This is a genomic window from Pseudomonas sp. PB101, assembly GCF_009764265.1.
Taxonomy (GTDB): Bacteria; Pseudomonadota; Gammaproteobacteria; order Pseudomonadales; family Pseudomonadaceae; genus Aquipseudomonas.
On sequence record NZ_RWIR01000092.1, the window covers coordinates 190,349 to 213,208 of the forward strand.

Sequence of the window (22,860 nt, forward strand, 5' to 3'; positions counted from 1 at the left end):
TTTTTCATTGCCTGACCGGCTGCGTCCTCCGAGGTCCCCCGTGAAAACTGCTGTCGCCCCACTCGCCCATGAAGTTCCTCCCGCAGCACCGGACGCTATCGCCGCTGAGCTGGCGGAAATCTACATCGAAAAAGGCACCCCGGCGTTCATGCGCACGGTGCTGGCGTTGTTCTGCGGCGGCTTCGCGACCTTCGCCCTGCTCTACTGCGTGCAGCCGATGATGCCGTTGCTGTCCCACGAGTACTCCATCAACGCGGCGCAGAGCAGCCTGATCCTGTCTATCGCCACCGGCATGCTTGCCATCGGCCTGCTGATCACTGGCCCGATTTCCGACCGCATCGGACGTAAACCAGTGATGGTGGCCGCACTGTTCGCCGCTGCGCTGTGCACCATGGCCAGTGCGATGATGCCGAGCTGGCACGGTGTGCTGCTGATGCGCGCACTGATTGGATTGTCGTTGAGCGGTCTGGCGGCAGTTGCGATGACTTACCTGAGCGAAGAGATCCACCCACAGCACATCGGCCTCGCCATGGGTCTGTACATCGGTGGCAACGCGATTGGCGGGATGAGCGGACGCTTGATCACCGGGGTATTGATCGACTTCGTCAGCTGGCATACGGCGATGCTGGTGATCGGTGGCCTGGCCCTGATTGCCGCGGCGGTGTTCTGGAAAATCCTCCCTGAGTCACGCAACTTCCGCGCCCGTTCGCTGCACCCGCGCAGCCTGCTCGACGGTTTCACCATGCACTTTCGCGACGCCGGCCTGCCGCTGCTGTTCCTCGAAGCCTTTGTGCTGATGGGCGCGTTCGTCACGCTGTTCAACTACATCGGTTATCGCCTGCTGGCCGAGCCGTACCACATGGAACAGGCGTTCGTCGGGCTGCTGTCGGTGGTGTACCTGTCGGGCATCTACAGTTCGGCGAAAATCGGCGCCATGGCCGACAAACTCGGTCGGCGCAAAATGCTCTGGAGCACAATTGCACTGATGATCGGTGGTCTCGCCTTGACGATGTTCACGCCATTGCCGCTGGTGATCATCGGCATGCTGATCTTTACCTTCGGTTTCTTTGGCGCCCACTCGGTGGCCAGCAGCTGGATCGGTCGCCGCGCCACCAAGGCCAAGGGACAGGCGTCGTCGCTGTATCTGTTCGCCTACTACGCCGGAGGGAGCATCGCCGGTACGGCGGGCGGCGTGTTCTGGCACCTGGGCGGCTGGAACGGCATAGGCTTGTTCATCGGCGCGTTGCTGGGAGTGGCGCTGCTGACGGCGTTGAAACTGGCGAAGTTGCCGTTGCTGCCTCAGCACACCTCGGCTACCTGAGCACCAGCCGCGCCTCCAGGGCCTCGTCACGTTTTTCCAGGGTCAGGCTTTGCAGCGCGACGCCACCGCGCTCCATCGCGTCAAGCCACTGCAGCAACGGCTGCGCACTGCCACTGAGGGTCACGCGCAGCAGATCGCTGTCGCTCTCCATCTGGCGGATTTCCAGCCCCGCTGTAGCGGCGCTTTCGCTGATGCGCAGCGACAGCGGTTGATCGGCGTCGACGGGGACATGGCTGCGCGGTAACGCCCGCTGCAGTTGCGCGGCCAACCCCGCCTGCAGTTGATACTGTCGCTCGACCGTTTCCAGGCGCTGCCGGGTCGGTTGCCAGATCAGGCTGAACGCCACGACCGCCAACAAAAAAGCCCCCGACACCTGCAACAGCCGCTGTTCGCGCACGGAAATGCGTCGCCATATCTGGATCATGCTTCGGCCTCCACGGTGAAGGTAGCGGTCACCCGGTCAGCGGCTTTGCTCGCGCTGTCGAGCCGGATGGGCATGCCTTGTTGTCGTCCGCGCTCACGCAATTGCTCCAGCTCGGCAAAGCCGCTGGCGGTCAGCTGGATTTTCCAGCCCTCACCTGCCCGAAACTCAATGCGCTGGACCTCGACCGGGCTGGCGCCGATCACCTGTTCAATCAACTGGACCAACCCCGCAATGCGGGTCTTTTGCGATTCGGCAGGCTGGTTTTGCAGGGCCTTGAGTTGCCCTGCCATATCGACGATGCGGCTTTGCTCCGGGTATAGCGCCTTGAATCGCTGCTCATTCTGGGTGGCGAGGCGTCGGGCTTCACTGTCGAGGAAGCGAATTCGCGTCTCGCTGGCCCCCCAGGTCATCAGCGCCAGCATCAACATCACCCACCCGCCGGCACGCCAGGGCAGACGCTTGCCGCGCGGTGCGAATGCACCTTGCAGCAGGTTGATGGCCCGGGCAGGACGGTGGGTCAGGCATTGGTCGAGGGCAGCGGGGTCCTCACGGTCGTCCAGCCTTTGCAGGTGCGCGGGCAGTAACGGGGCGAGCAGCGCCAGGTGCTCTTGCGACAACGCCAGGCGCGCCGACAGTTCGCCGCCCAACAACCAACGACCGAACCACCATGCAGCGTATGGCTGATCACCACCCAGCACATCGGCATCGACGAACACCCCACGCACCTCAATGCCCGCCTCGCGCAGCAGATCAAGCACGCTGGCCAAGCGATCCCGGCCGATGACCATGACCGGGTAGCAGCCGTCGCGATCACGCGCGCCAACCCCCAGATGCACAACTTCCAGCGCTTCACTCAGTTGATCTTCCACGGCGAAAGCAACGGCCTGGGCCTCGGGTTTACGCCGCCCCGGCCATGGTTCGCTGCGTAGCCAACTGCACATTTCCATGGGCAGCAGTACATCGACCGACTTTCCCTGCAATGCCGAAGCCGTCTGATTCAGCGGCATCGGCTGGCGTTGGCCGGTTTGCGACCACAGCACGCAAGGCCAGAGTGCGGATGGCGCATTCTGGCCCTCGGCGGTCAGGTAAAGCCAAGTGTTCATCGCGGTCTCTCGTGGCTACTCATGGGAAAAAACGTCGTTGCAGCACCGTCAGCTGTTGAGTCTTCGGATCGTGCCCGACATCCGTGGCCAGGTGCAGTTCGCGACCGCCCCGGTTCACCTGCACGCGGATCCGGTACCAGCGGCTATGGGTGCCAAGTCCGTGACTGCTCAAGCCCTGCCCGGAGAGTAACGGGTCCTGGGTAAACGCCTGGACGCTCGCCCAAGGCGTTGTTGCGGCCTGCAGCGCCAGCGCATCGGCGGTCGCGGCATCCACCTCGCCGAGCGTTCTCAGCACCAGCGCTGGTGTGCTGTTGATGTTCAAGGCGGTGTCGGTGGGCAACAGCGCCACCCAAGGCTCCAGCCGCTGCAGCAGGCGAGCGTCGATGCCGGGCAGCAAACGCAGCTGGCTGAGTTCGCGCAACGGCCCGACCTGGCTGAGTTGCACGGGAGGCAGATCAAGCAGCTCGAGCAGGCGCGCCCATCGGTTGAGGGTGACCTGGTCCACCTGCCCCTGGCGTAACAAAGCATTGAGATTGAAGCGTCCGGCAAGGTCATCGATATCGATAAGGATCTGCGCATCTTCAACGTCGAAACCCGGCGCCATGGCTGTCCAGCCTTGAACCCGCTCGACGGGTTTTTTCGCGTCCTGCAACGCATCGCGCAACAGCATCAACGCCCAGGTTTCCCCGCCTGATGCGAGTTGCCGCAGCTGTATCTGCTGCAACTGTTGGCCGCTGCTTTGCAATGACAGATGGTGGCTGCGCAACAAGCCACCGGTGATCAACAGCGCCAGGCTCAGGACCAGCAATACACTGATCAAGGCAATGCCGCGCTGGTGCCCGTTCATGGCAGTGCACCCGGCATCGACAACACCCGACGAATCGATTCGAAGCGCCCGACCGAGACTTGCACCTCCAGCGCCAAGGGCGGCTTCGCGTCCTGCCCGGTCGCCCAATGAGCGACCCAGCCAGACTGGCTGTCGAACAAGCGCCAGCTCAACTCGCGCACACCTGCCAGCAGCTTTTGCCGCTGCACGAGTTCTGAGCCTTCGCCCTGGCTTTCGCGCCACAGCACATCGCCGTCGAGTCGGTAGGTCAACGTCTGGCGCTCACTGCGCGGTTGATCCAGAGGGTTGCGCCAGTGACTGCGCTGGAACTGCAGAAGCGGCGGTGCGAGCACCATCGGCTGCGCAGTGACATGCAGCAAGTCGCGCTCGATCACCGCCACCGCTCGTTGCAGGCTCCTGAGTTCTCGCTCGTGGGCCGTCACGCCCTGTTGCACCCGCACCACGCTATCGAACAAACCCCAACTGGCCAGCCCGAGCACGGCGAAGATCGCCAGGGCGATGACCAGTTCCAGCAGGGTGAATCCGCGCTGCTTACTCATGGGCGACAGGTATCCAGCCACTGCCACGATACAAGGGGTGCGTACTGTCCGAAGGGCTGACCTGTATGTCGACTTGGAGCAAGCGAGGGTCAGCGGTGGCGCTGATGTGTTGATGCAGCACCCAGTCACGCTGGTCCATCGATACGAGCTGTTGTTGCTGCCCGACCACCAACCCGGCTTGCAGGCGCAACTCGTTCAAGCGGTTGTCCGCCAGCCAGGCCGCGAACAGGCGCGCCTCAACGGCGCCGCGCTGCTTCACCACGTATTGACTGGCCGAGAGCACGGCGGCCGCCAGTGTCGCAAAGACCGCCAGGGCCACCATGATTTCCAATAGCGTGAAACCGCCCATGGCGGATCGCGATCGCGAGCTAGTCATCGATCGCCACTTCACTGAGGCCGTCTCCGGACAGGCTCAGCCAGTTGCGGTTGCTGGACTCAAAAATCAGAGTGAAGACACTGGTTTCATCGTTGCTGAACATCAGCAACTGCGGCGGCCCTCCGTCAGCGTCCAGCTCTACCCAATAGCCCTCCAGTTGCAAACGTAATCGCACGCTCAGGGGCCAGTCAGTCAGCGCTCCCACCGGCTCCCAGCCGCGAACACCCAGGCGCATCACCCGGTGACCATCGGTACTCAACCGCAAGCCATATTCCTGGCCCTCGAACACCGCACGCTCGCGCAATTGATGAATCACCTGCACCATCACCTCGGCTTCCTGCCTGACCTGGCGCGCCGGACTGCCCCCACCGGCATAGCTCACCATGCCCAGCAAAACACCGACCATGACAATCACGATCATCAATTCCAGCAGGGTAAATCCCCGGCAACGGCAGCCCACGATTCAATTACCCCAATTGCCGATTTCGGCTGCAAACCCTTCACCGCCTGCCACGCCATCGGCACCCAGGGAATACAGGTCGTAAGTACCATTGGCCGATCGCACACCCGGGTTGAGGTATTGATATGGTGTGTTCCAAGGGTCGACCGGCATGCTCTTGAGGTAACCCTGAGGGTTCCAGCCACGCGCCGCGGGCAATCCGGAGGGACGTTTGACCAGCGCTTCAAGGCCCTGCTGGGTCGAAGGGTAATGGGCGTTGTCGAGGCGATACATTTCCAGGGCGGTGGCGATGGCCTGGATATCGATCCTGGCGGCGGTGACCTTGGCCTGGTCGGGGCGGCTCATGAACTGCGGCACCACAATGGCCCCAAGCACGCCGATGATGACCACCACCACCATGATTTCGATCAGGGTAAAACCGCGTTGCGCGCGGGGAAGGTTTTTACGGACAGGTTGCATGGGTCAATTCACCAATTGGTTGAGGCTGAGAATCGGGAGCAGGATGGCCATGACGATCAGCAGCACGACGCCGCCCATCAGCACCAGCATGGCCGGCTCGAACAGGCTCACCACCAGCGCAATGCGCGCGGCGAGGCTGCTTTCCTGTTGTTCGGCGGCCCGGGCCAGCATGCGGTCGAGTTCGCCTGCACGTTCGCCGCTGGCGATCATGTGCAGCATCATCGGCGGGATGTCACCGCTCAGTTCCAGACCGCGGGTCAGCGTTCCACCCTCGCGTACGGAACAGGCGACCTCGACCATCCGTGCGCGGATGGTCAGGTTGCCAATGACCGCAGCGGAAATTTCCAGTGCATCCACCAAAGGCACGGCACTTTTGCCGAGGATCGCCAGGGTGCTGGCAAACCGCGCGGCTTCCATGGCGCGCAGCACTTCACCGATGACGGGCGCATTCAGCACCCATCGATGCCAGCGCAGGCGCCACTGCGGTTGCTGCCAGCTCCAGCGCCATAGGCCAGCCAGCGTTGCCAGCACGCCCAGCAACAACAGGAAATGGTTGCGCAGGCCATTGCTCACGCTGATCAGTGCCTGGGTCAACCAGGGCAATGGCTGGCCGCTGTCGACGAAGATCTTCACCACATCCGGCACCACGTAGCCGAGCAGAAAACCGACGATCGCCACGCTGGCCAACATCAGGATCAACGGGTACACCAGGGCCATCTGGATCTTTTGCCGCGAGGCCTGGCGGGCTTGTGTGTAGGCCGCCAATTGCTCCAGCACATGGCCCAAATGCCCGGAGCGTTCGCCGGCGGCCACGGTGGCGCGAAACAGTTCGGGGAAGGCCTTGGGGAATTGCCCCAATGCCGAGGCCAGGGCATGGCCTTCCATCACCCGGCTCCTGACCGCCGAGAGCAGGCCTGCGACCTTGCGTTTTGCGCTCTGTTTCGCCACCGCTTCGAGTGCTTCTTCCAGTGGTAGCCCGGCCTGAACCAGCGTTGACAGTTGCAACGTCAACAACGCCAGATCAGCCGCACTCAGGCGTCCACCGCGAGACTGTTTGCCGGCGCCGCTGCCGGCCCGAACCTCGATCAACACACGCGGCCACACGCCGCGCTCACGCAACAGCTGTCGCGCATGACGAGGGCCATCGGCCTCCAGGCGTCCCTTGCAGGGTCGGCCCTGGGCATCCAGGGCGCGGTAGTCGAAGGTTGGCATCGGTCAGCTCTCCTGGGTCACGCGCAGCAGCTCATCGAGGCTGGTCAAACCTTCCAGCACCCGCTGGCGCCCGTCCTGGAACAAGCTGCGCGAGTACTTGCGCGTTTCATCGACGAGGGCATGCTCACTGGCACCCTGGTGGATCAGCGCCGAGACGGCGGGCGTCACGCTGATCAGTTCGTAAATGCCGATGCGCCCTCGGTAGCCGTGCTGGCACTGTGCACAGCCCGCGGCTTTGAACAGGGTGTGCGGCGTGGCCGTGTCGAGCCCCAGGCGCTGGCAGGCCGCCGCATCGGCGAGGTACGCAACCTTGCAATGAGGACACAGGGTGCGCAGCAGGCGCTGGGCCAGAATGCCCACCAGCGAGGAGGCCAACAGGTAGGCATCGACCCCCATGTCGACCAGCCGCGTGACGGCGCCCACCGCACTGTTGGTGTGCAAGGTCGACAGCACCAGATGCCCGGTCAACGACGCTTGCACAGCGATCTCGGCGGTTTCGCGGTCGCGGATTTCGCCGACCATCACCACGTCCGGGTCCTGACGCAAAATCGCCCGCAGGCCGCGGGCAAAGGTCATGTCGACTTTCGGGTTGACCGGCATCTGGCCGACGCCGGGCAGGTGATACTCGATCGGGTCTTCGACCGTGAGAATGTTGCGGGTCTGGTCATTCAGGCTGCTCAACGCGGCGTACAGGCTGGTGGTCTTGCCGGAGCCGGTCGGCCCGGTGACCAGCAGGATGCCGTGGGGTTTGCCCAACAACTGAAGCAGGGTCGCGAGGGTATCGTCCGGCATGCCCAGCCGCTGCAGGTCCAGGCGCCCGGCCTGTTTGTCGAGCAGGCGCAGCACCACCCGCTCACCGTGAGCCGAAGGCAGCGTCGAGACCCGCACATCGACTTCATGCCCGGCCAGACGCAAGGCCATTCGCCCGTCCTGGGGTACGCGCTTTTCCGCGATGTCCAGGCGCGCCATGACCTTGATCCGCGACACCAGCAGCGTCGCCAGTTCGCGTTTGGGCCTGAGCATTTCACGCAGCTGGCCATCGACCCGCATGCGCACCGACAGGTACTGTTCGAAGGTTTCCAGATGCACGTCCGAGGCGTGCTCGCGCACCGCTTCGCCGAGCAGCGCGTTGATCAGGCGAATGATCGGCGCATCGCCCTGCTGCTCCAACAAGTCGGCGGTTTGCGGCACCTGATCGACCAGGCTGAGCAAGTCCAGCTCTTCGTCCAGCCCCTGGGCTACCTGCTCCACTGCGCTCTGTCCCTCGCGATAGGCTGCCGCCAGACGTGAGGCGTACTCAGCGGCGTCGACGATGACAAACGGCAGGGTCGGCCCGCACACCCGGCGCGCTTCTGACAATGCACTGAGCGGTGCATCGCTGCGCAGGGCAAGCCGCAGGTCGTCGCCGTCACGCTCCAGCAACACACCAAAGCGCCGGGCGAAGCCGAAGGGCAATTGCTCGCAGCGTTCACTCATGGCCTTACTGCGCCTTGCCGCGCAAGTCGAACACCGGTGCATCCGTGGCCGGCTCGAACAACCCGCGCGCCTCGGATGGCAGCAACAGCGAGTTGTTTTCCCCCGCCCCTGATTTGCTCAAGTCACGCAGTGCGTTGTAACGCTGCTGGCTGACCTGGGACAGGTCCTCCTTGCTGCGCACGATGGTCGGGCGCAGGAACACCATCAGGTTGCTTTTGGTCTGGGTGTCGCGGGTCCAGCGGAACAACGCGCCCAGATAAGGAATGTCGCGCAGCAGCGGCACGCCGCTTTTCTGGGTGCGCACGCTGTCGCGGATCAGGCCGCCGATCACGATGATTTCGCCATCGTCGGCGAGGATGGTGCTTTTGAGCGCTCGCTTATTGGTGATCAGGTCCGAGGAGTCGATGCCCGACACCGAAGGCGCGATATCCGACACTTCCTGCTCGACCTCCAGGCGCAAGGTCGAGCCTTCGTTGATGTAAGGCTTGATCTTCAGGCTGATGCCGACGTCCTTGCGTTCCACGGTGGTAAAGGGATTCTCCGCACCGTTGCTGTTGGTGGCGTAGGAACCGGTCTTGAACGGCACGTTCTGGCCGACGATGATTTCCGCTTCCTGATTGTCCAGGGTCAACAGGCTCGGCGTGGACAACAGGTTGCTGTGGGTATTGCTGGCCAGGGCCGAAATCAGCGCACCGAAACGGTCGCTGCCCAGTTGCAGGATCGCCCCTTCCGGCGCCGATCGTTTCTCGTCGAACTTCAGCCCGCCGACAATCGGAATGTCGGTGCCGGGAAAATTGATGAAGCCCTTTGCATCGCCTGTGCGGAGGTTCCACTGCACACCGACGGCTTCGGCGATATCACCGGAAATTTCGACGATGGCGGCATGGATCAACACCTGGGCCCGCGGCTGGTCCAGTTGGCGCACGATGCTTTCAATGGTCCGCAGCTGTGCCGGCTCGGCAATCACCACCAGCGCGTTCTGGCTTTCGTCGGCCTTGATCATGAAGGCTGCAGTGCCGGACATGTCCCGTGTGCCGCCGACGGCGGGCGCCGGTTTTCTGCCCTGCCCCATCGACTCCAGAATCTCGGCCAGTTGCTTGGCATCGCTGTGCCGCAGGCGAATCACCCGCGCATTGTCGAGGGTCGTGGTGGCCGGCGTATCGAGACCACGGGCCAGTTCGATCAGGCGCTGGCGAACGGCAGGCGGGCCAATGAAAATCAGGCGATTGGTCCTGGCGTCAGCCAGCACCTGTATTGCCGACTCGGCACTGCGCTTGCCCATGGAGGCCTCGATCACCGGCGCGACATCGCCGGCCTGGGCATGCTTGAGCTGAACCACCGCGTGCAGGTTGTTCTGACCGGAGTCCAGCTCGCGGATCACCCGGGCAATACGCTTCACATTGGCAGCCGTATCGGTCAGCACCAACGCGTTGGCCGACACCGAAGGGCCGACATAACCATTGGCAGACACCAACGGTCGCACCAGCCCGGCAATATCGGAGGCGCTGCTGGTATTCAGGCCTATGACTTCGGTCACGAACTGCGACGCCGTGGTGGTTTTTACCGTGCCCTGGCCGGCCCGTGTCCTGGCCTCGGCGACCGGAGCGATGAGAATCCGGTCGCCTTCATCGATCACCGTGAAGTTGTGGGCGTCGAGCACCGAATAGAACAGCCGGCGTACCCCTTCACGATCGAGGGCCTGCCGGGACATGACCGTGACACGCCCGGAGACCTTTGGGTCCAGCACTACCGTGGTCCCGAGAATGTTGGAGATCTCTTCGACGATGTCGCGCAGCTCCGCGTTGTTCATCGCCAGTTGCCATTTTTCTTCGGCGCCTTGCAACGTGCCCGGAAAGGCTGCGGCCGCCAAGACGGCAAGCAGAAGCATGGCGCGCAAACACTGCGCACCGGCGAAGCTGTTCATGAGATTGATCACTCTGGTTGCCCGGGGAACGGGCGTAAAAAACGCGTGGTCGTGGTAACGGGTCGAGAGTCGACGGATGATTCGAGTGCCTTCAGAAAACGTGCTTCAGAGGGTGCGAGCGTCAGCAGCTCTTCTCGCCCCTTGTTCCACAGCGCGACCTGACGGGGCTCGATACGACGCAGGACGCTGCCGCCAGGCAATTGCTCACCCACTTGATAGAGTCGTGAGCCTTGAGCATTGGCCAGCAGTGCCTTGGATGATCCGGTGCTGACAAAGCTTGCTTGCAAGGTCAGCGGCTCGGCACTGGGCCGCGGCGTGGCCTGCGTCGTCAGGCCGAACACGATGGCAATCGATGCTGCCTCCAGCGGCTCGCGTGCAGGCACCATCTGCAAGGGGGCGATGTCGTCCGGCGGTGTCGCCAGACGCTCGCGAAACTGCCTTTCCTGCCACACCAGAAACACCGCAACGGCCACTGGCAAGGTGAGCCAGCAAACGCTGCTCAGGCATGCCCGAAAGCGTTGTCGGGAGAGATTAGAAACCTTCATTTTTCAACTCGGTAATCAACCGCCGGGCTTCAGGCGACCTTGATGTCACCTGAAGCCAGCTGCGAGGACTTACAACTTTTCCCACGCCATGTGCGAATGAGCACCGACACCCGGTTCGAAACCGTTGGCGGTAGGGGTGTACTGCTTGCAGTAACCCGACTCAGGGAAAGGCTTGCACTCGAAGACTTCGTCGGTCTTCGGTTGCAGCACCTTGGTGCCGGCGCTGTACTCGCCGAGACCTTCAGGGAACACGAAGTCGTGCTCGACGCCTGCGCCTTCACCGGTCAGTTGGGTGGTCTTGGTGTCCTGACGGGTGGTGCGGCCATCCAGGGTGGTGCCGACCAGAGTCAGTGTGTGCGCGCCAGGATTGCTGCGCACATCCAGCGACAACGAGGTGGAGCCACTGGCCACTTGTGCCGACGTGGCGCCGACCGGTTTGTTGTTCTGATCGAACAACGTCGCTTCGACGTCCATCGAGCGGTTCGCCGTCATGCTGAACTCGACTTTGACCCGACCTTTTTCCAGAACGTATTCGGCTTGCTGAGAGGTCACCGACATGTGTGCAGCGGCATCCTCCTTCATGCCCAACTGCACTTCGTAGCGCACTACGCCGCTTTCTCTTTGCACGTAGAGACGGTTGGTGCCTTTGACCGGGACGACATTGCCGCTCTCGTCACGGATACCGGCGCGAACCAGGGTGTGGGTCTGGTTGATTTTTTCGGCCAGCTTGAACGCCCAGTTCTGCGGTGTGCCCTCTTCAGCGTTATCGATGCTGATTTCAACGCTGTAGTCCGGGCTCTCACCCTTGGCGGTAAACGCACGTGCCTTGACCTTGTCGCCCTCCAGTAACGTGGTCGATGGTGCAATGCTGCCCACTGGGGACCAGCCGCCTGGCAGGTCCGGTTCGGCAAGGATGTTCACGTCTGCGACATTGTAAAACGCAGCGTCGGTGTCACCGACGGTCCAGATGGCCAGGATGACCTGGTGGCCGGACTTGTCAGATGGAAGCGTGCAATTGTGCTTGGCGCCCGACACCGGCAGCTGGTTGCCGCCATCGATGGTGCAGAACGGCGTGCTTTCGAAGGTGGCGCGCTTGAGCGACTCGTTCGGGTTCCAGCCATCGCGGGTGATGAAATACTCGTGTTTGGTAGCCGGGTGGGCAGCGGTGTAACGCCATTGGAAATCGATGTTGCGATCCTTGATTTCCGTCAGCTGCCAGCGGCTGGCGGACTGTGCATCCATGGCGGAAAACAGCGAGTGACCGCCGCTGGCGATCTTGCCATCGACCGGGCCCTGCATGGGAGCACCGCCGACGCCGGCCGGAAAGCCCTTGAAGGTTTCACCGACACTCTGCGGCTCGTACTGGGCGCCGCCGCAGTTGGTGTTCAGGCCTTTCTGACAAGCCAATGCGCGCGAAGGCGGGACTTCCAGATAGCCATGGGCGGAAACGGTTTGAGAGGCCAGCATTGCCGATAACAGGATCATCGATGAAGTGCAGGCCGTTAACGCACTTCTTTTATCAAATGTCATTTTCATGATGTGTTCCAGACTGCTTATCGAAAACAAGGCGCCTTGCGGGCGGCGATGTTTGCTTCGTTGTGTTCAGCCTTTGCCGAACAGGGGTCTGGAACCTTACGGGGATGACCAAGAGTTCTATGTAGGAGTAATCATCGAGTCAGGCGGGAATAGTCTTCTCTTCCGATTTTCCGACAAGAATGGAAAACACTCTTACAGAAGGAAACGCTTTATCCAGGCAGTTTTCTGCAGCCAAAAAAAAGCCTGCCCGGCACGAGGCGGGACAGGCTTCTGGAAAACGGCGTTGACCGTTATTCGTGATATTGCGCCGACAACTCATGCACGGCGCGCAGGAACGCACCGGCGTGTTCCGGGTCGACTTCCGGCGTGATGCCATGGCCGAGGTTGAACACGTGGCCGCTGCCCTTGCCGTAGCTGGCGAGGATGCGCCCGACTTCGGTGCGAATGGCTTCCGGCTTTGCGTAGAGCACGGTCGGGTCCATGTTGCCTTGCAGCGCGACTTTGTCGCCAACACGGCTGCGGGCACTGCCGATGTCGCAGGTCCAGTCCAGGCCCAGTGCGTCGGCGCCAGCATCGGCGATGCTTTCCAGCCACAGGCCGCCGTTCTTGGTGAACAGGATGACCGGAACCTTGCGACCTTCGTGTTCGCGGATCAGGCCGCTGACGATTTTCTTCATGTAGGCCAGGGAGAACTCCTGGTACGCCGCCGCCGAGAGGCTGCCGCCCCAGCTGTCGAAGATCTGCACCGCTTGCGCACCGGCCAGGATCTGGCCGTTGAGGTAGCTGGTGACGGTCTCCGCGAGCTTGTCCAGCAGCAGGTGCAAGGCTTGCGGGTTGTCGTAGAGCATGGTCTTGGTCTTGCGGTAGTCCTTCGACGAGCCGCCTTCGACCATGTAGGTCGCCAGGGTCCACGGGCTGCCGGCAAAGCCGATCAGCGGTACACGGCCGTTCAGTTCACGGCGGATGGTGCTGACCGCGTCCATCACGTAACCCAGGTCTTTCTGCGGATCGGGAATCGGCAGGGCTTCGATGTCGGCCAGGGTGCTGACGACTTTCCTGAAGCGCGGACCTTCGCCGGTTTCGAAGTACAGGCCCTGACCCATGGCATCGGGGATGGTCAGGATGTCGGAAAAGAGGATCGCCGCGTCCAGTTGTGGATAGCGGTCGAGCGGTTGCATCGTGACTTCGCAAGCGAACGCCGGGTTCATGCACAGGCTCATGAAATCGCCGGCCTTGGCACGGCTGGCGCGGTATTCAGGCAGGTAGCGACCGGCCTGACGCATCATCCACACGGGGGTGACGTCCACGGGTTGCTTGAGCAGGGCGCGCAGGAAACGGTCGTTCTTCAGGGCAGTCATGTCGGCATCCGGAAAAAAAGTGCGGACATTTTCTCAGAGCCGGACGCAAAAGGCACGGATGCAGGTCAGCCTTTTGTCTATCGGGTCAATTTGTCGCGGTGGAATGCAGTGTTTGCAGCACCACAAAACACTGTGGGAGCTGGCTTGCCAGCGATGCAGGCACCTCGGTTTGTCAGGTAAACCGAAGTGATGCTATCGCTGGCAAGCCAGCTCCCACAGGTATTGCATTGCAGTCAGCCGGACGGGTTTAGACGCCCAGGTAATCCAGGATCCCTTCGGCGGCATTGCGGCCTTCGAAGATCGCCGTCACCACCAGGTCGGAACCACGCACCATGTCGCCACCGGCGAAGATTTTCGGATTGCTGGTCTGGTGCTTGTACTGACCTTGCTCAGGCGCAACAACGCGGCCCTGGCTGTCGGTCTGGATCTCGAACTGCTCGAACCACGGCGCCGGGCTCGGACGGAAACCGAACGCGATGACCACGGCGTCGGCCGGGATGATCTCTTCGGAGCCCGGGATCGGCTCAGGGCTGCGACGGCCACGGGCGTCCGGCTCGCCGAGACGGGTCTCGACCACCTTCACGCCTTCGACCTTGTCTTCACCAACGATGGCGATCGGCTGGCGGTTGTAGAGGAATTTCACGCCTTCTTCCTTGGCGTTCTTCACCTCTTTGCGCGAGCCCGGCATGTTCGCTTCGTCACGACGATAAGCGCAGGTCACCGACTTGGCGCCCTGGCGAATCGACGTACGGTTGCAGTCCATCGCCGTGTCGCCGCCGCCCAGCACCACGACCTTCTTGCCTTTCATGTCGACGAAATCTTCCGGCGACTTTTCAAAGCCCAGGTTGCGGTTGACGTTGGCGATCAGGAAGTCCAGCGCGTCGTACACGCCCGGCAGGTCTTCCCCGGCAAAGCCGCCCTTCATGTAGGTGTAGGTGCCCATGCCCATGAATACCGCATCGTATTCTTCGAGCAGCTGCTCCATGGTCACGTCCGTGCCCACCTCGGTGTTGAGGCGGAACTCGATGCCCATGCCGGTGAAGACTTCGCGACGATTGCTCAGCACGGTTTTTTCCAGCTTGAACTCCGGGATGCCGAAGGTCAGCAGGCCACCGATTTCCGGGTTCTTGTCGAACACCACCGGGGTCACGCCACCACGCACCAGCACGTCGGCACAGCCCAGGCCCGCAGGCCCGGCACCGATGATCGCGACACGCTTGCCGGTCGGCTTGACCTTGGACATGTCCGGGCGCCAGCCCATGGCGAACGCGGTGTCGGTGATGTACTTCTCCACCGAACCGATGGTCACCGCGCCGAAGCCGTCGTTGAGGGTGCAGGCACCCTCGCACAGACGGTCCTGCGGGCACACCCGGCCGCAGACTTCCGGCAGGGTGTTGGTCTGGTGCGACAGTTCGGCGGCCTGGAGGATGTTGCCCTCGGCCACCAGCTTCAGCCAGTTGGGAATGAAGTTGTGCACCGGGCACTTCCATTCGCAATACGGGTTACCGCAACCCAGGCAGCGGTGGGCCTGGTCGGCCGACTGCTGGGGTTTGAAGGGTTCGTAGATTTCCACGAACTCTTTCTTGCGTTGACGCAACAGTTTCTTCTTCGGATCCTTGCGCCCGACCTCGATGAACTGGAAGTCATTATTCAGACGTTCAGCCATTTTAAAACCTCATCAAACTCTTCAGGCGCATATCACTGCGGGTTGGCACGGGTGCTGGAAAGCAACGATTTCAGGTTGGCAGCCTTGGGCTTGACCAGCCAGAAACGACGCACGTAATCATCGAGGTTCTCGGCGAGTTCACGACCCCACTCGCTGTCGGTTTCCTCGACGTACTCGTTCAGCACGCGTTGCAGGTGGCTGCGGTAGGCTTCCATCGCCTCGCCGCTGATCCGCTGGATTTCCACCAGTTCGTGGTTGACCCGGTCAACGAAACTGTTGTCCTGGTCGAGCACGTAGGCGAAACCGCCGGTCATGCCAGAGCCGAAGTTGTAACCGGTCTTGCCCAATACGCAGACGAAACCACCGGTCATGTACTCGCAGCAGTGATCGCCAGTGCCTTCCACGACGGTGTGGGCACCGGAGTTACGCACGGCGAAACGCTCGCCAGCGGTACCCGCGGCGAACAGCTTGCCGCCGGTGGCGCCGTAGAGGCAGGTGTTGCCGATGATGGCACTGTCCTGGGTACGGTAGACACTGCCCTTCGGCGGAACGATGACCAGCTTGCCGCCGGTCATGCCCTTGCCGACGTAGTCGTTGGCGTCGCCTTCCAGGTACATGTTCAGGCCGCCGGCGTTCCACACGCCGAAGCTCTGCCCGGCCGTGCCTTTGAAGCGGAACGTAATCGGCGCGTGGGCCATGCCCTGGTTGCCGTGCTTGCGCGCGATTTCGCCGGAGATCCGTGCACCGATGGAACGGTCGCAGTTGCAGATTTCCAGGTCGAACTCGGCACCGCTCAGGTCGTTGATCGCCGAGGTGGCCATGTCGACCATTTTTTCGGCCAGCAGGCCCTTGTCGAACGGCGGGTTGCGTTCAACGCCACAGAATTGCGGCTTGTCCGCCGGCACATGGTCGCTGCCCAGCAACGGGGTCAGGTCCAGGTGATGCTGCTTGGCGGTCTGGCCTTCGAGGATTTCCAGCAGATCGGTACGGCCGATCAGCTCTTCGAGGGAGCGCACGCCCAGCTTGGCCAGCCACTCGCGGGTCTCTTCGGCGACGTAGGTGAAGAAGTTCACCACCATGTCGACGGTGCCGATGTAGTGATCCTTGCGCAGCTTCTCGTTCTGGGTCGCAACGCCGGTAGCGCAGTTGTTCAGGTGGCAGATGCGCAGGTATTTGCAGCCCAGGGCGATCATTGGCGCGGTGCCGAAGCCGAAGCTTTCAGCGCCGAGAATAGCCGCCTTGATCACGTCGAGGCCGGTTTTCAGGCCGCCGTCGGTCTGCACCCGGACTTTGCCGCGCAGGTCGTTGCCACGCAGGGTCTGGTGGGTTTCGGCCAGGCCGAGTTCCCACGGAGCGCCCGCGTATTTGATCGAGGTCAGCGGCGATGCACCGGTACCGCCGTCGTAGCCGGAGATGGTGATCAGGTCCGCGTAGGCCTTGGCCACACCGGCGGCAATGGTGCCGACGCCCGCTTCTGCAACCAGCTTCACCGAGACCAGTGCCTTCGGGTTGACTTGTTTCAGGTCGAAAATCAGCTGCGACAAGTCTTCGATCGAGTAGATGTCATGGTGCGGCGGCGGCGAAATCAGGGTCACGCCCGGCACTGCGTAACGCAGCTTGGCGATCAGACCGTTGACCTTGCCGCCTGGCAGTTGACCACCTTCGCCGGGCTTGGCGCCTTGGGCGACCTTGATCTGCAGCACTTCGGCGTTGACCAGGTATTCGGGGGTCACACCGAAACGGCCGGTCGCCACTTGCTTGATTTTCGAGCTCTTGATGGTGCCGTAGCGCGCCGGGTCTTCGCCGCCTTCACCGGAGTTGGAACGCGCACCGAGGCGGTTCATGGCTTCGGCCAGGGCTTCGTGAGCTTCCGGCGACAGGGCGCCCAGCGAGATACCCGCAGAGTCGAAGCGCTTGAGCACCGATTCCAGCGGCTCGATTTCGCTGATATCCAATGGAGTGTCGAGGGTTTTGACTTTCAGCAGGTCGCGGATCATCGACACCGGGCGGTTGTCCACCAGCGACGTGTATTCCTTGAACTTGCTGTAGTCGCCCTGCTGCACAGCGGCTTGCAGGGTGTTGACCACGTCCGGGTTGTACGCGTGATATTCGCCACCGTGGACGAACTTCAGCAGGCCGCCTTGCTGGATCGGCTTGCGTGGGCTCCAGGCTTCGGTAGCGAGGGCTTTCTGCTCGGCTTCGATGTCGACGAAACGCGCACCCTTGATGCGGCTTGGCACGCCACGGAAGCTCAGGTTGCAGACTTCCTCGGACAGGCCGATCGCTTCGAACAGTTGTGCTCCGCGATAGGAGGTAATGGTCGAGATGCCCATCTTCGAGAGGATCTTGAGCAGGCCCTTGGTGATGCCTTTACGGTAGTTCTTGAACACCTCGTAGAGGTCGCCCAAGACTTCACCTGTACGGATCAGGTCGCCCAGCACTTCGTAGGCCAGGAACGGATAAACGGCAGAGGCGCCGAAACCGATCAACACGGCGAAGTGATGCGGATCGCGAGCGGTCGCGGTTTCCACCAGGATGTTGGAATCGCAACGCAGGCCTTTTTCGGTCAGGCGATGGTGCACCGCGCCGGTAGCCAGGGAAGCGTGGATCGGCAGCTTGCCCGGAGCAATGTGACGGTCACTCAGCACGACCTGGGTACGACCGGCGCGCACGGCTTCTTCAGCCTGATCGGCGACGTTGCGGATTGCCGCTTCGAGGCCGACGCTTTCGTCGTAGTTGAGGTCGATGATCGCGCGTTCGAAGCCCGGGCGATCGAGGTTCATCAGCGAGCGCCACTTGGCCGGGGAAATGACCGGCGAGCTGAGGATCACGCGCGAAGCGTGTTCCGGCGACTCCTGGAAAATGTTGCGCTCGGCACCGAGGCAGATTTCCAGCGACATGACGATGGCTTCACGCAGCGGGTCGATCGGCGGGTTGGTGACCTGCGCGAACTGCTGGCGGAAGTAGTCGTACGGCGTGCGCACGCGCTGGGACAGCACGGCCATCGGCGTATCGTCGCCCATCGAGCCCACGGCTTCGTAGCCCTGTTCGCCGAGCGGACGCAGCACCTGGTCGCGCTCTTCGAACGTGACCTGGTACATCTTCATGTATTGCTTGAGCTGGTCGACGTCGTAGAAAGCCGAACCGTGGTCGTTGTCTTCCATGGTCGCCTGGATGCGCAGGGCGTTCTTGCGCAGCCATTGCTTGTACGGATGACGGGACTTCAGGCGGTTGTCGATGGCGTCGGTGTCGAGGATCTGACCGGTTTCGGTGTCCACGGCAAAGATCTGGCCAGGGCCAACGCGGCCCTTGGCGATCACGTCTTCAGGCTGGTAGTTCCAGACACCGATTTCCGAAGCCAGGGTGATGAAACCGTTGGTGGTGGTGACCCAACGCGCCGGACGCAGACCGTTACGGTCGAGCAGGCACACCGCGTAACGACCGTCGGTCATTACCACGCCGGCCGGGCCGTCCCACGGCTCCATGTGCATCGAGTTGTATTCGTAGAACGCACGCAGATCCGGGTCCATGGTCTCGACGTTCTGCCACGCAGGCGGAATGATCATCCGCACGCCACGGAACAGGTCGATGCCGCCGGTGACCATCAGCTCGAGCATGTTGTCCATGCTCGAGGAGTCGGAACCGACGCGGTTGACCAGCGGGCCGAGTTCTTCCAGGTCCATCAGATCGTTGGTGAACTTGGTGCGACGGGCCACGGCCCAGTTGCGGTTGCCGGTGATGGTGTTGATCTCGCCGTTGTGCGCCAGGAAGCGGAACGGTTGAGCCAGCGGCCATTTCGGCAGGGTATTGGTGGAGAAGCGCTGGTGGAACACGCAAATCGAGGTTTGCAGGCGCTCATCGCTCAGGTCCGGATAGAAGGCGGTCAGGTCCGCCGGCATCATCAGGCCTTTGTAAATGATGGTCTTGTGCGAAAAGCTGCACACGTAGTGGTCGGTGTCGGCGGCGTTGGCCACGGACGAGCGACGACGGGAGGTGAACAGCTTGACAGCCATGTCCTGATCGCTCAGGCCTTCACCGCCGATGTACACCTGCTCGATCTGCGGCAGGCGCTCAAGGGCCAGGCGGCCGAGGACGCTGGTGTCGATCGGCACCTTGCGCCAGCCGACCAGCTGCAGGCCGGCGGCGAGGATCTCGCGGTTCATGTTCTCGCGAGCGGCTTCGGCTTTGACCGGGTCCTGGTTGAAGAAGACCATGCCCACGGCATATTGCTTGGGCAGTTCGACGCCGAAGGTTTCCTGGGCGATGGCTCGCAGGAACGCGTCCGGCTTTTGAATCAGCAGACCGCAACCGTCACCGGTCTTGCCGTCGGCATTAATCCCACCGCGGTGGGTCATGCAGGTCAGGGCCTCGATGGCCGTTTGCAAAAGGGTATGACTGGGCTCGCCCTGCATATGGGCTATCAGGCCGAAACCGCAGTTATCCTTGAATTCATCTGGTTGGTACAGACCTGCTTTCATAGACACTTTCTCACCAGGCTGCCTCTTTTCGAGGCAAATTTCTTTTCAATTCAACCACTTGCATTCCGCGCCGAACGTACGCCGGCTTAGCGGGGGCAAAAGGGTGGTCATTGTACACAGCGACACAGAGGCTCACAAATTTGACGACGAAATGTCGCAAATTCATGTCGCATTTGTGAAAGGTTTAAAGCGATCTGCTGTGCTAGTCAAAACTTTTTTAATTTTGACCGCAACGACTCAAAGACTACTGTAACGCAGACACCACAAGGCACGCAGCCTGAAAGGTTGCGCGCACTCGTAGAAATTTTGAGGTGCTTGGAGAGGCGGCCTGGGTAAGGCCGCCGAATCTTCAGCGAGTTGTTGCCAGTTCCTGTTGGACGCTGGCGACAGTGCGAGGCCAAGGTTTACCAGCCTGAACCTTCGCTGGCAAGGCCTTGATGGCGGAAACGGCTGCATCACGATTGGCGAAGTTGCCGTAGGTGATCACGTAGAGCGGCTTGCCGTTGAGGACTTTCTTGAAATAACGGTACTCGCCGCCCTGCTCCTTGACGAAGCTTTGCGCGCTCGCTTCGGAGCTGGTGCCAAGGATCTGCACCACGTAGTTACCCGGCGCCTGGCCGGCGTACCAGGTACCGCCAGCAGCCTTGGCCGCCGGAGCCGGTTTCTCGGCAGGCTTGGTTGCCGCGGCTACGGCTGGCTTGGCTGGCACTGGAGCAGGCTTGGCCACTGGAGCAGGCGCTGGCTTGGCGGTGGCAACCTGAGTCGGCGCAGGGGCCGGCTTGGCGGCTGGCGTCGGCGCAGGACCGGCTGGAACGCCTACAGGCGGTGCTGTAGTCGTCACCGTCGGTGGTGTAGCGCTGGAACCTTCAACCGGCACGCCATCATCGCCTTCGGTGATGCCGCCTGCGGCCTCAGCCAACGGACCACGCATGACCGGTTGCGAGTTGCCGACCAACGGCAATGGCATCGGCTGTGTGTTGCCAGCGAATTCGACGGCCGGAGCACCGCCATTCGCTGTTGGCTGACCCTGGCCCAGCGGCAGTTGCGCCTGTTCGGCCGGCGCACCCGTGGTCGGTGCCTTGTTGCGACCCGGCATCAGCCAGGCGGCGGCTACCGCGACCACGACCACGGCGGAAATCGCCAATACGTGTTTCTTCGGCATATTGAACCCCATTTTTGGACGCTTGACCGCTGAGCGGCTGGCGATCATGGCTTCGATCATTGCATCGCGGGCGACCTGATTGATGCTGCCAGGCCAACCTTCGGAGCTTTCGTGAATATCAGATATCTGATCCGCGGTGAAAAGTTCGATACCACGGCCAGCGCCTTCAAGCCGCTGCTCCAGATATTCGCGGGTTTCTTCCTCGGTGTAAGGCTGCAGCTCGATGACGTGGAAACGCTCTTCTTCGAGATGCAAAGCCTCAAGCTGAGCGATCAGCGAGGTGTCACCGAACAGGAATACATGCGGGCGTCCCTCGGGTGCGCCGGCCGCCAGGACCATCAGGACCTCAAGGGCGGACTCATCGAGTTGCTCGGCGTCATCGACCAGCAGATAGACTTCCTGCCCGGTGAGCGCAAGCTGCACCACCTGGGCCAGAATGGCGCTGGCATCAGCCTGGGCGACATTCAGGGCCTGGGCCACCTGTCGCAACACCCCGGCCCCATCGCCGGCGCCACGGGCGGACACCACCACACTCTGTACCGACTGCTTGTTGGTGCTGGCGACCAGGGCCTGGCGCAACAGGGTCTTGCCACTGCCCTCCGGGCCTGTGACGACCAGCAGCAGCTGGCTGTAGCGGGCCAGGTGATGCAGTTGCCCCAGCACGGGCTTGCGCTGGGCCGGGAAAAATTTGAAGCCAGGCACCCGTGGAGCAAAAGGGTCATGACTCAACTGGTAATGGCCGAGGAAAGCCTCGTCGGCATGCAAACTAGTCATCGCGTTCTTATTAACCTTTAAGCTGAGCCAGGGCGCGGTAGTCTGCCCCCAGCGTGGCCTGTAGAACCTCTTTCGGATAATCGTCGGTCACCACCGCTTCGCCCATGCGGCGCAGCAGCACCAGGCGCAAACGACCGTCGATCACTTTTTTATCAATGGACATGTGTTCGAGGAAATCGGCTTCTGTCATCTCTTGCGGCGGAATGACCGGCAGCCCCGCCCGCTGGAACAGGCGAATGCCGCGATCGCGCTCCTGTTCGCTGATCCAGCCGAGTCGCGCGGACATTTCCAGCGCCATTACCGTGCCAGCAGCCACGGCTTCACCATGAAGCCACACACCATAGCCCATGTGGGTTTCGATGGCGTGGCCAAACGTGTGGCCCAGGTTCAAGGTGGCACGAACGCCCGTCTCTTTCTCATCGGCACCGACCACTGCGGCCTTGGCCGCGCAGGAGCGCTCGATGGCATAGGTCAGGGCTTGCTGGTCGAGGTTGCGCAGGCGGTCGACGTTGTCTTCGAGCCAGGTCAGGAACGGCTCATCACAGATCAGCCCGTACTTGATGACTTCGGCCAGACCGGCGGACAGCTCGCGCGCCGGCAGGGTATTGAGGCTGGCGGTATCGATCAGCACCACGTTCGGCTGATAGAAAGCGCCGACCATGTTCTTGCCCAGCGGATGGTTGATCCCGGTCTTGCCGCCCACCGAGGAGTCGACCTGCGACAGCAGTGTGGTCGGAACCTGGATGAAATCGACGCCGCGCTGGTAGCAGGCGGCGGCAAAGCCGGCCATGTCACCGATCACACCGCCACCGAGGGCGATCACTGTGGTGCGGCGGTCATGCCGCGCGGTCAACAGGCCGTCGAAAATCAGCTGCAGGGTTTCCCAGGTCTTGAAGGCTTCGCCGTCGGGCAGCACCACGGAAATCACCGAAAACTGCGCCAGGCTGCGGGTCAGACGCTCGAGATAGAGCGGCGCAACAGTCTCGTTGGAGATAATCGCTACTTGCCGTCCGCGAATGTGCGGGGCCAGCAGCTCAGGCTGATCCAACAAACCTTCGCCAATATGAATCGGGTAGCTGCGCTCGCCTAGATCGACCTTGAGTGTCTGCATGTGTCCCCACAGTGAAGATGAATCAGGCGTCCTGCCTTGAATTAACGAATGCCCACGGCCTCTGCTGGTGTGACGCCGTTCGGTAGCCA

Annotated in this window: 17 protein-coding genes and 1 pseudogene; 1 reads left to right on the forward strand and 17 read right to left on the reverse strand. The window is 62.1% G+C overall.

The window, feature by feature from the left end; translation table 11 throughout:
• Positions 1 to 40 precede the first annotated feature (40 nt).
• Positions 41 to 1,321: an MFS transporter gene (locus tag EI969_RS28335; RefSeq protein ID WP_160390612.1), complete on the forward strand. Its 1,281-nt coding sequence runs from the start codon at positions 41 to 43 to the stop codon at positions 1,319 to 1,321.
• Here EI969_RS28335 and gspM read toward each other — a convergent pair.
• From gspM to aroB, 17 genes and pseudogenes are all read right to left on the reverse strand, one after another.
• Positions 1,314 to 1,745, reverse strand: a complete 432-nt coding sequence (gspM, locus tag EI969_RS28340; RefSeq protein ID WP_160390613.1) for a type II secretion system protein GspM — start codon at positions 1,743 to 1,745, stop codon at positions 1,314 to 1,316. The two genes, EI969_RS28335 and gspM, sit on opposite strands and share 8 nt — an antisense overlap.
• A complete protein-coding gene (gene gspL, locus EI969_RS28345) occupies positions 1,742 to 2,848 on the reverse strand; it encodes a type II secretion system protein GspL (protein WP_160390614.1) in 1,107 nt (368 codons plus the stop codon). The genes gspM and gspL overlap by 4 nt, the downstream gene beginning before the upstream one ends.
• Positions 2,845 to 3,695, reverse strand: a pseudogene (locus EI969_RS28350) (type II secretion system protein GspK). The gene gspL and the pseudogene EI969_RS28350 overlap by 4 nt, the downstream one beginning before the upstream one ends.
• Positions 3,692 to 4,234, reverse strand: a complete 543-nt coding sequence (locus EI969_RS28355) for a type II secretion system protein GspJ (RefSeq protein WP_160390615.1) — start codon at positions 4,232 to 4,234, stop codon at positions 3,692 to 3,694. Before EI969_RS28355 ends, EI969_RS28350 begins: the two are co-directional and overlap by 4 nt.
• Positions 4,227 to 4,610 carry a type II secretion system minor pseudopilin GspI gene (gene gspI / locus EI969_RS28360; protein WP_160390616.1) on the reverse strand — a complete coding sequence of 128 codons (384 nt, stop codon included), beginning with the start codon at positions 4,608 to 4,610 and terminating at the stop codon, positions 4,227 to 4,229. Before gspI ends, EI969_RS28355 begins: the two co-directional genes overlap by 8 nt.
• Entirely contained in the window at positions 4,603 to 5,070 is a 468-nt protein-coding gene (gspH, locus tag EI969_RS28365) for a type II secretion system minor pseudopilin GspH (protein ID WP_160390617.1), read from the reverse strand. Before gspH ends, gspI begins: the two co-directional genes overlap by 8 nt.
• A 3-nt stretch (positions 5,071 to 5,073) precedes the next feature.
• On the reverse strand, positions 5,074 to 5,529 hold the full coding sequence (gene gspG, locus EI969_RS28370; RefSeq protein WP_160390618.1) for a type II secretion system major pseudopilin GspG: 456 nt from the start codon (positions 5,527 to 5,529) through the stop codon (positions 5,074 to 5,076).
• 3 nt (positions 5,530 to 5,532) lie between these two features.
• Positions 5,533 to 6,741: a type II secretion system inner membrane protein GspF gene (gene gspF / locus EI969_RS28375; RefSeq protein WP_160390619.1), complete on the reverse strand. Its 1,209-nt coding sequence runs from the start codon at positions 6,739 to 6,741 to the stop codon at positions 5,533 to 5,535.
• Between the two features lie 3 nt (positions 6,742 to 6,744).
• Positions 6,745 to 8,217 (reverse strand): type II secretion system ATPase GspE, encoded by a 1,473-nt coding sequence (gspE, locus tag EI969_RS28380; protein WP_160390620.1) that lies wholly within the window; start codon positions 8,215 to 8,217, stop codon positions 6,745 to 6,747.
• A gap of 4 nt (positions 8,218 to 8,221) precedes the next feature.
• A complete protein-coding gene (gspD, locus tag EI969_RS28385; RefSeq protein WP_160390621.1) occupies positions 8,222 to 10,141 on the reverse strand; it encodes a type II secretion system secretin GspD in 1,920 nt (639 codons plus the stop codon).
• Positions 10,142 to 10,149: 8 nt separating this feature from the next.
• Positions 10,150 to 10,686, reverse strand: a complete 537-nt coding sequence (locus EI969_RS28390; protein ID WP_160390622.1) for a type II secretion system protein N — start codon at positions 10,684 to 10,686, stop codon at positions 10,150 to 10,152.
• Positions 10,687 to 10,755: 69 nt separating this feature from the next.
• On the reverse strand, positions 10,756 to 12,222 hold the full coding sequence (gene gbpA, locus EI969_RS28395; protein ID WP_160390623.1) for an N-acetylglucosamine-binding protein GbpA: 1,467 nt from the start codon (positions 12,220 to 12,222) through the stop codon (positions 10,756 to 10,758).
• Between the two features lie 290 nt (positions 12,223 to 12,512).
• Complete coding sequence (hemE, locus tag EI969_RS28400; protein ID WP_160390624.1) at positions 12,513 to 13,580, reverse strand: uroporphyrinogen decarboxylase; 1,068 nt, start codon at positions 13,578 to 13,580, stop codon at positions 12,513 to 12,515.
• Between the two features lie 247 nt (positions 13,581 to 13,827).
• Complete coding sequence (locus EI969_RS28405) at positions 13,828 to 15,246, reverse strand: FAD-dependent oxidoreductase (RefSeq protein WP_108216250.1); 1,419 nt, start codon at positions 15,244 to 15,246, stop codon at positions 13,828 to 13,830.
• Between the two features lie 32 nt (positions 15,247 to 15,278).
• Entirely contained in the window at positions 15,279 to 19,724 is a 4,446-nt protein-coding gene (gene gltB, locus EI969_RS28410; RefSeq protein WP_160390625.1) for a glutamate synthase large subunit, read from the reverse strand.
• Between the two features lie 349 nt (positions 19,725 to 20,073).
• On the reverse strand, positions 20,074 to 21,660 hold the full coding sequence (locus tag EI969_RS28415; RefSeq protein ID WP_160390626.1) for an AAA family ATPase: 1,587 nt from the start codon (positions 21,658 to 21,660) through the stop codon (positions 20,074 to 20,076).
• A 10-nt stretch (positions 21,661 to 21,670) separates the two neighbouring features.
• Positions 21,671 to 22,771, reverse strand: a complete 1,101-nt coding sequence (gene aroB, locus EI969_RS28420; protein ID WP_160390627.1) for a 3-dehydroquinate synthase — start codon at positions 22,769 to 22,771, stop codon at positions 21,671 to 21,673.
• Positions 22,772 to 22,860: the final 89 nt, after the last annotated feature.